8 protein-coding genes are annotated in these 11,169 nt (G+C 63.8%); 4 read left to right on the forward strand and 4 right to left on the reverse strand.

Going from position 1 to position 11,169, the window contains the following annotated elements:
• Positions 1–60 precede the first annotated feature (60 nt).
• The 3 genes from CGLY_RS13265 to CGLY_RS13275 all read right to left on the reverse strand — a co-directional run bounded on the left by CGLY_RS13265 (position 61) and on the right by CGLY_RS13275 (position 4,693).
• The gene (locus CGLY_RS13265; protein WP_038550055.1) at positions 61–1,476 is read right to left on the reverse strand and encodes a cation:dicarboxylate symporter family transporter; all 1,416 of its coding nucleotides are present in this window, start codon (positions 1,474–1,476) and stop codon (positions 61–63) included.
• A 103-nt stretch (positions 1,477–1,579) separates the two neighbouring features.
• Entirely contained in the window at positions 1,580–3,757 is a 2,178-nt protein-coding gene (locus tag CGLY_RS13270; protein ID WP_038550056.1) for a S9 family peptidase, read from the reverse strand.
• A 36-nt stretch (positions 3,758–3,793) separates the two neighbouring features.
• A complete protein-coding gene (locus tag CGLY_RS13275; RefSeq protein ID WP_038550057.1) occupies positions 3,794–4,693 on the reverse strand; it encodes a phosphoribosylaminoimidazolesuccinocarboxamide synthase in 900 nt (299 codons plus the stop codon).
• 163 nt (positions 4,694–4,856) lie between these two features.
• Between CGLY_RS13275 and CGLY_RS13280 the strand changes: the two genes are divergently transcribed.
• From CGLY_RS13280 to CGLY_RS13295, 4 genes are read left to right on the forward strand one after another with little or no spacing between them, the layout of a single operon-like run.
• Positions 4,857–6,491: a peptide ABC transporter substrate-binding protein gene (locus tag CGLY_RS13280; RefSeq protein WP_038550058.1), complete on the forward strand. Its 1,635-nt coding sequence runs from the start codon at positions 4,857–4,859 to the stop codon at positions 6,489–6,491.
• Positions 6,492–6,493: 2 nt separating this feature from the next.
• Positions 6,494–7,420: an ABC transporter permease gene (locus tag CGLY_RS13285; RefSeq protein WP_038553065.1), complete on the forward strand. Its 927-nt coding sequence runs from the start codon at positions 6,494–6,496 to the stop codon at positions 7,418–7,420.
• Complete coding sequence (locus CGLY_RS13290) at positions 7,413–8,354, forward strand: ABC transporter permease (RefSeq protein ID WP_038550059.1); 942 nt, start codon at positions 7,413–7,415, stop codon at positions 8,352–8,354. Before CGLY_RS13285 ends, CGLY_RS13290 begins: the two co-directional genes overlap by 8 nt.
• Positions 8,351–10,027, forward strand: coding sequence for a dipeptide ABC transporter ATP-binding protein (locus CGLY_RS13295; protein WP_038550060.1), 1,677 nt, complete (start codon positions 8,351–8,353; stop codon positions 10,025–10,027). Before CGLY_RS13290 ends, CGLY_RS13295 begins: the two co-directional genes overlap by 4 nt.
• Positions 10,028–10,437: 410 nt before the next feature.
• On the opposite strand, the gene CGLY_RS13300 is transcribed toward CGLY_RS13295, so the two are convergent.
• Positions 10,438–11,151 (reverse strand): AAA family ATPase, encoded by a 714-nt coding sequence (locus tag CGLY_RS13300; protein ID WP_038550061.1) that lies wholly within the window; start codon positions 11,149–11,151, stop codon positions 10,438–10,440.
• Positions 11,152–11,169: the final 18 nt, after the last annotated feature.

Here is an 11,169-nt window from a genome sequence, read left to right on the forward strand (position 1 = left end):
TGTAGGTGGGGAACAAGGCACAACCATACCGGGTGGCACGGACATCGCGAACCGACGGTCTCAGGGCTGCCAGCGTTCCGTACTGGGTTTCTGGTCTGCAGGCTGAGGAGAGGCACCGACGGGCTCGACGATCTCGTCGTCGGTCGAGTACTCGAAGGTCTTCTCCCGATCCAGAACAGCATTCGCCTGGGCCATGTCCAGCGACTTCGTCCACTTACCGACGAGAAGGGTCGCCACGGCGTTGCCCGTGAAGTTCGTCAGTGACCGTGCCTCGGACATGAACCGGTCGATACCGACGATGATGTCGACCCCGCCGAGCATCTCGGGACGGTGCGCCTGAAGCCCCGCCGCAAGAGCAGCAATACCGGCTCCGGACACACCAGCAGCACCCTTGGAGGCGATGATCATGAACACGAGTAGTCCGATCTGTTCCCCGAGACCCATCGAAATGTTCATTGCATCAGCGATAAAGATGGACGCCATGGTCAGGTAGATGGCGGTACCGTCCAGGTTGAAGGAATAGCCGGTCGGCACAACGATACCGACGGTGGCCTTGTCCACTCCCGCGAACTCCATCTTCTGCATCAGCTGCGGCAGTGCAGACTCCGACGACGAAGTGCCGACGATGAGCAGGTACTCCCGCCCGAGGTAGCGCAGGACCTTGAAGATACTCAGTCCTGTCGAGGCACGGAGAATAGTACCCAGGACGAGGACGATAAAAAGCACACACGTGATGTAGAAGCCGAGCATCAACGTGATGAGCTGCCAGACAGCGTCCATCCCCGTGCCTCCCACGACACCGGCCATAGCTCCGAAAGCGCCTACCGGCGCAACCCAGAGAATCATGGACATGACTTTGAACACGACCTTCTGCGCCAGCTCGATACCGTACAGGCAGGGGCCGGCGATCTTGTTCGGCATCGCCTGCAGTGCGAAACCGACGAGCAGCGCCACGAACAGCGTCTGCAGGACAGCCTGTTCGGGATCAGTGAAGGCAGAGACGATCGTGTCCGGAATGATGTTCTGAATGAAGCCGAAGAAGCCACCTTCACTCTCTGCAGCTGCATCGACATCGCCGCTACCAGCGGAAATCCCCAGTCCTTCACCCGGCTGGATGAAGTTCCCGACGAGGAGCCCGATACCAAGAGCGAACGTCGACATGATCAGGAAGTAGACCAACGCAATACCGCCGGCCTTACCGACGGTGGCCGCCTCGCGGACATGGCCGATACCGATGACGATCGTGCAGAAGATGATCGGTGGGATCACCATCTTGATCAGGCTCACGAACATCGTACCGAGGGGTTTGAGGCCTTCTCCGACCCCAGGAGCGAGCAACCCGACGGTGATTCCGGCGATCACAGCGACGATCACGCTGAGATACAGCCAGTGAGACTTGTCTTTCGGCTTCGCGTTCGTCCCGGCGTCTGCACCTTGTGTGGTGGCAGTCACCTCGGGACCCTGTTCGTTTGTCATGGAACAGCAACCTACGCCTGAACACCCCCTCTCACAAAGCGGGAAAGTGCAGGTGAACTTGGTTTACTGCACGATCAGGGGTGCAAAATACCCCCGAGGGTACTCAACCCAGCAGCTCCGTCGCCCCCATCCGGTCAAGCTCCCACGCGGTCTCGAAAGCGGACTGCCGCCACTTTTCATAACGCCCGGATACTCCTCCGTGACCTGAGGTCATGTCCGTCTTCAGCAGGAAATCGCCGACGCCCTCGACATCACCGGCAACCTCACGCAACTTCGCAATCCACTTCGTCGGTTCCACGTACAGCACCCGGGTGTCGTTGAGACCGCTGATCGCCAGAATCGACGGGTACGCCTGGGCGGTCACGTTCTCGTACGGGGCATAGGTCGACATGTAGTCATACACGTCCGGATCGTGGTACGGATCGCCCCACTCCTCCCACTCGGTCACCGTCAGCGGGAGCTCCGGCATCAGAATGCTGGTGAGCGGGTCGACGAAGGGGACCACCGCTTCGATACCAGCGAAGCGGTCCGGGGCCATGTTCGCCACAGCTCCCATAAGCAGGCCACCAGCGGAACCGCCTTCCGCCACCATCTTCTGCGGCGAGGTGATCCCCGCAGCGATCAGGTCGTCGGCCACGGCGATGAAGTCAGTGAAGGTGTTCGTCTTCTGCAGCATCTTGCCCTGCTCGTACCAGTGACGCCCCATCTCACCACCGCCGCGGACGTGCGCCACCGCGTACACCACACCACGGTCCAGCATCGACAGCCGGAACACCGAGAAGTACGGGTCCATGCTGGCCTCATACGAGCCGTAGCCGTACAGCAGGACCGGGTGCACAGTGCCTTCAGCCAGCGGATCCACGTCGGTGCGGTGGATCAGGGACACCGGGATCCGTGCCCCGTCGGACGCAGTGACCCACCGTCGCGAGGCAGTGTAGCGCGACCGGTCGAAGTCACCGAGCACCGTCTGCTCACGACGCAGCAACCGCTCCCCGGTCCGCAGGTCGATCTCCCACACCTGCGCCGGCGTGACGTAACTGGTGTAGCTGATGCGCAGGACTGGGGACTCCCACTCGGAGTTGCCGACGGTACCGGCCGAGTAGATCTCCTCGTCGAACTCGATCGGTTCAAACCGCCCCCAGCCACCCGCAGCATCCGAGACGTCCATCAGGGACAACTGCTCGATGGCGTTCTCCCGGGTAGCGAGCACGAGGTGGTCGGCGAAGCAGTCCACCCCCTCAACCCTGACATCGTCACGGTGCGGGACGAGGACATCATAGGACGCGTCGTCGAAGCTGCCGATCGTACCCACCGGACAATGGCCGACCTCACCGTTGGGCAGGCCGTCGAGTTCCTCCCGGACGACCAGCCAGGCGTCCTCCCCGCCGACCACGACATGGTCGACGTCGTACTGCACGTCCTTCTCCCGCGGACGGATACAGGTCAGTTCGCCCTCCGGGTCGCCTGTCTCCTCCGAGACATCGAGGTACCAGGTTTCGGAGGTGGTCTTCGAGGCAGTGGAGACCAACAGGAAGTGCTCGGAGCGGGTCACTCCGAGACCGGTCCAGTACGCTTCATCCTCCTCACGGAAGACACACACGTCCTCACTCTCCGGCGTACCGATCTTGTGCCGCCAGATCTCGTGGGGACGCCATGCATCGTCGACCCGCTGGTAGAAGAGGTAGTCGTCGCCGACCCACGTGGCACCGTAAGCGACGCCTTCCAGGGCATCCTCCAACAGGACGCCGTTGACCAGGTCCTTGATCCGCAGGGTGAACCGCTCGTCGCCGACAGTGTCAGTCGAGTATGCCAACAAGGTGCCGTCCACGGTCACGCTCGCTGCCCCGAGGCTGAAGAACTCCTCCCCTTCTGCCAGCACGTTGCAGTCCAGCATGACCTGCTCACGGGCCGCGGGCTCCCCGGGGACGATCTCGGGTGGAGTCCAGGACGCCGCCGCGTCGGCGGTATCGACGGGGATCCGGCACATGGTGGGATAACTCTTCCCCTCCTCGGTGCGGGAGAAATACCACCACAGCCCCGAGCGCACCGGAACCGACAGGTCGGTTTCCTGGATCTTCGACTTCACCTCGTTGAAGACCGCGTCCTCCAGGGGCTTGAGGTGGGCCGTCCGTGCGTCGGTGTACGCGTTCTCCGCGGTGAGGTGTGCCAGCACCTCGGAGTTGTCCTTGTCCCGCAACCACTCGTAGTCGTCGACGACATCACGCCCATGGAAACTACGGGTGACGGGCTTCTTCTTCGCTACCGGTGGGTTCGCATCCATGGGACACGATCGTAGCGCCCACCGGAAGGGAGCAGGTTACCGGTCGGTGCAGGTGCCGATCCAGTCGGCGAAACGCTGGCCGGAGATTCTCTCGTAGGCGTCCACGTAGCGTTCGCGGGTCGCCTCGACCACCGGGCCCGGGAGCTCAGGCGGCGGAGTGCCCTCATTCTTGTCCCACCCCGACTTCGGCCCGGTCAGCCAGTTGCGTACATACTGCTTGTCGAAGCTGGGCTGAACCTTGCCCTCCTCGTAGGAGTCAGCCGGCCAGTAACGGGAGGAGTCGGGCGTCAGCACCTCGTCGCCGAGCACCAGGTTACCGTCCGCGTCCAGGCCGAACTCGAACTTGGTGTCAGCCAGGATGATGCCGTGTTCCGCGGCGATTCCGGCGGCCTGGGTATAGATCGCGATCGAGGCGTGGCGCAGTTCCTCGGCACGCTCCCGGCCGAGCCCCTCGACGACCACGTCGAAAGAGACGTTCTCGTCGTGATCGCCGATCTCCGCCTTGGTTGCGGGGGTGAAGATCGGCTCCGGCAGTTTGGACGACTCAGTCAGACCGTCCGGGAGTTCCACGCCGCACACCGACCCGGTCTCCCGGTACTCGGCAAGCCCCGAACCGGTGAGGTAGCCGCGGACGACGCACTCAAACGGCAACATCTCAAGTTTGCGGCACACCTGCGCCCGCCCCAAGGACTTCTGCGGGATGCGCTCATCGTCGGCGGGGCCGGCAAGGTGGTTCGGGAAATCAATGCGGCCGAAAAAGAAGTCGCTCATCGCGGTGAGCACCCGCCCCTTGTCCGGGATCGGGGTCTCCAGCACAAAGTCGAAGGCGGAGATCCGGTCGGTGGCCACCATGAGCAGGGTGTCCTCGTCGATCTCGTAGATCTCGCGGACCTTTCCCGCGGAGAAATGGGTGTAGTCGGACAAGTCGGGTCGCATGGCCTGCAGAGTCTAGCCCTCACGACCGGCAATCTCCACGTGCCCCCGCAGACCTCACGCGAGAGGTGCCGACGGGGTTTTCTGTTTCACCATGCGAGACAGGGAAGAATCACTAAACTTTCCATTTTCGACGTTTCCTGTACACCTCACGAAAGTGCCATCCATGAGAATCCGACCCCGTCGGGCACTGGCGGCGACCCTCACCGGGCTAGCCCTGCTGCTCTCCACGACGGCGTGTGTACCGGACCGGGACGACATCCCGTCCGACTACATCACGTTCTTCGGCGGCGAACCACAGAATCCGCTGCTGACCACCAACACCAACGAAGTCCAGGGCGGTGAAGTCCTCCGTGCGATGTATACCGGCCTGGTCGGCTACAGCCCCGACGGCGAGCCGTACAACGCCGTCGCCGAGGACATCGAACCGAACGACGACTCCTCCAGCTTCCACGTGACCCTGAAGGACGGCTGGACCTTCACCAACGGTGAACCGGTCACTTCCGCCAGTTTCATCGACGCCTGGAACTTCGGTGCAACCTCGGCCAACGCCCAGCTCGGCGCGGACTTCTTCTCCGCCATCGAGGGCTACGACGATGTCGCCGGCGAAGACGCCACTGCGACGGAGATGTCCGGCCTCACCGAGATCAACGACCGTGAATTCACCGTCGATCTGTCGGCGCCGGATGCCTCCTTCCCCACCCAGCTGGGGTACTACGCCTTCTCCCCGCTGCCCCAGGTCGCCTTCGATGACGTAGATGCCTTCGGCCAGCATCCGATCGGAAACGGTCCCTACATGTTCGACGGAGACGATGCCTGGCAGCACAATGTATCGATCCAGCTGAAGGCCAACCCGGACTACGCCGGCGACGACAAGGCCCAGAACCCGGGTATCGCCTTCAAACACTATGCCGACGTAGCCACCGCCTACGCTGACCTGCAGTCCGGCGACCTGGACCACATGCGCGAGAACGTCGGTCCGAGGGCTCTTCCCAGCTACCGGGTGGACTTCCCCGACAGCAACGACGACGCCCCTTATGCGGCTATCCAGAACTTCACCATCCCCGAGAACCTTCCCGGTTTCCAGACGGATGAAGAAGGTCGGCTGCGTCGTGCCGCGATCTCCATGGCCATCGACCGGGATCTCATCATCGACAAACTCTTCTTCGGTGGACGACAGGTCGCCGAGGACTTCGGCGCTCCCACCCTCGAAGGCGGTATCGCGGATGTGCCGGGCAAGGAGGTGCTGACCTTCCAACCGGACAAGGCCCGCGAACTGTGGGAGAAGGCCAACGAGATCAACCCCTACAGCGGTGAATCGTTCCAGATCGCCTACAACGCTGACGGCGGGCACCAGCAATGGGTCGAGGGCGTGACCAACAGCATCCGCCAGGTGCTCGGCATCAAGGCCTCCGGTAAGGCCTACCCCACCTTCCAGGCCCAGCGTGACGCGATCGTCAACCGCACCGTGGGATCTGCCTTCCGGTCCGGATGGAACGCCGACTACCCGTCCATCTCGTCCTTCCTGGTCTCCAACTACCGCACCGGCGGTGGGTCGAATGACGGCGACTACTCGAACCCGGAGTTCGACGACCTGCTCGCACAGGCATCGTCGTCTCCCGATTCCGCGGCTGCCCAGGCCTACTACGACGGCGCGCAGGCCGTCCTGATGGAGGACCTGCCGCAGATCCCCCTGTGGTACTACGCTGCGACCACCGCCTGGAACCCTGACCTGCACAACGTGGAGACGAACTGGCAGGGTATGCCCGTCTACACCGCGATCACGAAGGACGGTGAGTGACCGTGTGGTGGTACCTCGGTAAACGACTGCTCCAGCTCATCCCCGTCTTCTTCGGAGCGACCTTCCTCATCTACGCCATGGTCTTCCTCATGCCGGGAGACCCCGTCCTCGCTCTGGCCGGAGACAAAGCCGCCGAACCGGCTGTCCTCGACCAGATCCGCGCCGACTACAACCTGGACAAGCCCTTTCTCGTCCAGTACCTGCTCTTCATCGGCGGGTTCTTCACCGGCGACATGGGCACAACCTTCTCCGGCCGTGCCGTCACCGAGGTCCTCGCCGAGACCTTCCCGATCACCATCCGGCTGGCGCTGATGGCTCTGGTCATCGAGGCTGTGATGGGCATCGTCTTCGGCCTGATCGCGGGGCTGAAGAAGGGCAAGTGGTTCGACTCGACTCTGCTGGTCGTGTCCCTGTTCATCATCGCCGTGCCGACCTTCGTCATCGGCTTCGTCGGCCAGTTTCTCTTCGGCATCCAATGGGGTGTTGTCCCGCCGACGGTCGGCTCCGACGGCTCCTTCAGCCGACTGCTGTTACCCGCCATCGTGCTGGGTATGGTCTCCTTCGCCTACGTCCTACGGTTGACGCGGTCCGAAGTGGCACAGAACCTGCGCGCCGACTTCGTCCGCACCGCCTCGGCCCGCGGGCTCTCCCGCGGCGTCGTCGTCCGCGATCACGTCCTGCGCAACTCACTGGTCCCGGTCGTCACCTTCCTCGGCGCCGACCTCGCCACACTGATGGGCGGCGCGATCGTGACCGAGGGCATCTTCAACATTCACGGTGTCGGTGGACTGATCTTCCAGTCCGTCAGCATCGGTGAAGCCCCCACCGTGGTCAGTGTCGTGACGATTCTGGTGGTCATCTTCGTGGTGGCCAACCTCATCATCGACCTGCTCTACGCCCTGCTCGACCCGAGGATCCGATATGCCTGACACCCACAACCGTAACCAGCGCTGGGTCGCCGACGTCGTCACCGAGGACGTCCTCACCCGCGACCAGCTCCTTCCCGAGGACGCCCCCGCAGGCTTCTGGGGCACCGCCTGGCGCAACCTGCGCCGCCGTCCGATGTTCTGGGTCTCGACGGTGATCATCCTCGCCGTCCTGCTCGTCACCGTGTTCCCCGGTCTGTTCACGTCCACCGACCCCACCGCCGCGACGCTGGAGGACTCCCTCGAGCCCGCCCGCGACGGCCACCCCTTCGGCTTCACCCAGCAGGGCTACGACGTCTTCGCCCGCACCATCTACGGTGCCCAGGCATCCGTGGTCACCGGCCTGGTGACCACCCTCGTCGTCGCGATCCTGGGCGTGGTGGTCGGCGCCCTCGCCGGCTACTTCGGCGGCTGGATCGACGCCGTCCTCTCCCGTCTGACCGACATCTTCTTCGCCGTGCCGCTGCTGCTCGCCGCGATCGTGCTCATGCAGCTCTTCGACGTGCGCAACGTGTGGACCGTCGTGCTCGTGCTCTCCGCGTTCGGCTGGCCGCAGATGGCGCGCATGGTCCGTGGCGCGGTGCTGCAGGCCAAGAACAACGAGTATGTCCAGGCGTCCCGCGCCCTCGGGCTGACCCGCGGCAGGATTCTCATCCGACATATCCTGCCGAACTGCCTCGCCCCGATCATCGTCATGATGACGACCAACCTCGGCATTTACATCGTCGCCGAAGCGACACTGTCCTACCTCGGTGTCGGCCTGCCGCCGGACACCGTGTCGTGGGGCAACGACATCTCCACCGCACAGGACGTCCTGCGGCTCTCGCCGGAGATCCTCTTCTACCCGGCCGGTGCGCTCGCGATCACCGTCCTGGGATTCATCCTGCTGGGCGACACCCTCAAGGACGCCCTCGACCCGAAGGAGCGCACCCGATGACCGACGCACCCCTGCTCTCCATGCGCGGTGTCGACATCGCCTTCGGCACGCAGAAAGCCCCGAAACCCACCGTCTTCGGCATCGACCTGGACATCTGGCCCGGTGAGACCGTCGCCATCGTCGGCGAGTCCGGCTCCGGCAAGTCCACTACCGCCATGAGCATCATGGGCCTGCTGCCCGGCGAAGGACACGTCACCGACGGCGCCATCACCTTCAAGGGCGAAGACATCACCCACGCTTCATCGAAGCGGTTCACCGGACTGCGCGGCGACAGCATCGGCCTGGTCCCCCAGGACCCGATGAGCAACCTCAATCCGGTCTGGACCATCGGCCACCACGTCAAGGAAGCGCTGAAGGCCAACGGCATCGCCACCGGGTCCGCAGCACACAAACGTGCCGTCGAACTGCTGGAGGAAGCAGGGCTCTCGGACGCTGACCACCGCATCAGCCAGTACCCGCACCAGTACTCCGGCGGTATGCGTCAGCGTGCGCTGATCGCCTGCGGGCTTGCCGCGCGTCCGGACCTGTTGATCGCTGATGAGCCGACCTCAGCGCTGGACGTCACCGTCCAGCGCCAGATCCTCGACCACCTGCAGAGCCTGACCGAGGAACTGGGCACCGCCGTCCTGCTGATCACCCACGATCTCGGACTCGCCGCCGAACGCGCCGACCGCATCGTGGTGATGAGCCAGGGACATGTCGTGGAATCCGGACCTGCGCTCGAAATCCTCCAGGACCCCCACCACCCGTACACCCGCAAGCTTGTCGCCGCTGCCCCCTCCATCGGCGCGAGGCGCAGCGACGTCCAGGTGACGGAACCGGCAGACACCGATACCGGCGAGGCATCCGACAGTTCCGCACCCTCTTCCGACAACCCGCTGATCACCGTCGAGAACCTGACCAAGGTCTTCCAGGTCCCCGGCGACAAGCCGTGGCGAAAGGAGGATTTCACCGCAGCAGACGACATCAGTTTCTTCCTGCGCCGCGGGCGGACGCTGGCGCTGGTCGGCGAGTCCGGCTCCGGCAAGTCGACCGTCGCGCAGATGGTGCTCGGTCTTCTGGAACCCACGTCCGGAAAAGTCACTTTCGACGGGACCGACGTCACCGACCTGGACCGGAAGGAGGAACTCGCCTTCCGCCGCCGGGTCCAGCCGGTGTTCCAGAATCCCTACGGCTCGGTGGACCCGATGTACTCGGTGTTCAATACGATCGCCGAACCGTTGAAGATCCACGGCGTCGGGTCGAAAAACGACCGTGAGAAGCGCGTCCGAGAACTACTGGACGTGGTCGCCATGCCGCAGTCGATGATGTCACGCTTCCCCGGAGAGCTCTCCGGGGGGCAGCGCCAGCGTGTGGCGATCGCCCGTGCCCTGGCGCTGGGCCCGGACGCACTCATCCTCGACGAAGCGGTCAGCGCGCTCGACGTGCTGGTGCAGTCCCAGGTCCTGGACCTACTGAACCAGCTGCAACGGGACATGGACCTGACGTACCTGTTCATCACCCACGACCTCGCGGTGGTCAAGCAGATCGCCGACGAAACCCTGGTGATGCAGCACGGGCGGATCGTGGAGCGTGGCGAAACCGACGACCTCTTCGATAACCCGGAGCAGGAGTACACGCGCCGACTGCTCGATTCCATCCCCGGCGGGACGATTCCCCTGCACCAGGGGTAGACCGGCAAGCATGCCCGGTCCCTCTCCTGAGACCCCGGGGCATTGGTGGTTTTCGCGCCTTCAGACCACCAACGCCCCGGGGTCTCAGCACGCCAGGGCCCGGCCATCCCTCCGGACACGGGTCCAGACCACCGCGAGAGCAGTCAATCCCAGGGCAGGAACAGCGCCCAGGAGCAGGAACACGTACTCAAGCCCCTCACCCTGTGACGCCCCGGCCGGCTGGCGGTTCCTCCCGTTCATTGTCGTAGACCACCCAGATTCCCCACGCGAGGACTCCCCGCACCGGAATGCCGAACAGAGCGCGGAAACCGAGGATGAACACGAGTTCTTCGGGGAGTATAGGGGCGACGTTCCCAACCCTGAGATGAGCCGTCCGGCCCGATTTACCCGGCACCACCTATGTCGCCAGATCAGAAGAGGTGACGGAGAAAGGTCTCCGGCTCACCGAGGAACCGGCGCCAGTTCTGCACGAGAGTCAGGTCGTCATAGTCTTTCCGGTGAATCCCGCTGTCGTCCAGTTCGAGAATGTCTGCCCCCGGTGCCGAGGCAAGAAGGGGCGAATGGGTGGACAGGATGACCTGCGAGCCACGCTCAACGAGTTGTGCAATCTGAGCCAGCAGCAGCAGGCAACCGTTGAACGACAGGGCTGACTCGGCCTCGTCGAAAATCCAGAGCCCCCTGATACCTGCCCTATCAGTGAAGAACTCGATGAACGATTCTCCGTGGCTCTGGAAATTGTGGCGACCCACACTGCCGATTCCATCCAGGTAGGCAAAGTGGCTGTGCATGGTCTCGGCACGGAGGAACACGCCTTTCCTCGAGGCACCTCCGGCACGGATCAGCTTCAGGTTGTCCGCGAGGCCGGATTCTGTCCGCTGGGTCGAGTGCATCGCGTTGCGCGTGCCACCCTCCGGGTTGAGCCCGTATGCCTCCGCGATCGCCTCGACGAGCGTCGACTTCCCTGATCCGTTCTCGCCGACCAGCACGGCTAGTCGCGACAGGTCGATACCGTTGTCAAGCACGTCTTTAACAGCGGGGACCGTGGCGGGCCAGGCGCTGCGGTCCGCCGGATAGACGGCCAGTTCCTCGACCCTGCGTACCGGAAGTGGAGACGGATAGGGCATGGGGCCAGTGTATCGCCC

The organism is Corynebacterium glyciniphilum AJ 3170 (assembly GCF_000626675.1).
Lineage (GTDB): Bacteria > Actinomycetota > Actinomycetes > Mycobacteriales > Mycobacteriaceae > Corynebacterium > Corynebacterium glyciniphilum.

Bases quoted from the DNA above. Each gene is read 5' to 3' on its own strand.
- CGLY_RS13280 (WP_038550058.1), top strand. From the start codon at position 4,857: ATGAGAATCCGACCCCGTCGGGCACTGGCGGCGACCCTCACCGGGCTA.
- CGLY_RS13300 (WP_038550061.1), bottom strand. From the start codon at position 11,151: ATGCCCTATCCGTCTCCACTTCCGGTACGCAGGGTCGAGGAACTGGCC.
- CGLY_RS13270 (WP_038550056.1), bottom strand. From the start codon at position 3,757: ATGGATGCGAACCCACCGGTAGCGAAGAAGAAGCCCGTCACCCGTAGT.
- CGLY_RS13295 (WP_038550060.1), top strand. From the start codon at position 8,351: ATGACCGACGCACCCCTGCTCTCCATGCGCGGTGTCGACATCGCCTTC.
- CGLY_RS13290 (WP_038550059.1), top strand. From the start codon at position 7,413: ATGCCTGACACCCACAACCGTAACCAGCGCTGGGTCGCCGACGTCGTC.
- CGLY_RS13275 (WP_038550057.1), bottom strand. From the start codon at position 4,693: ATGCGACCCGACTTGTCCGACTACACCCATTTCTCCGCGGGAAAGGTC.
- CGLY_RS13265 (WP_038550055.1), bottom strand. From the start codon at position 1,476: ATGACAAACGAACAGGGTCCCGAGGTGACTGCCACCACACAAGGTGCA.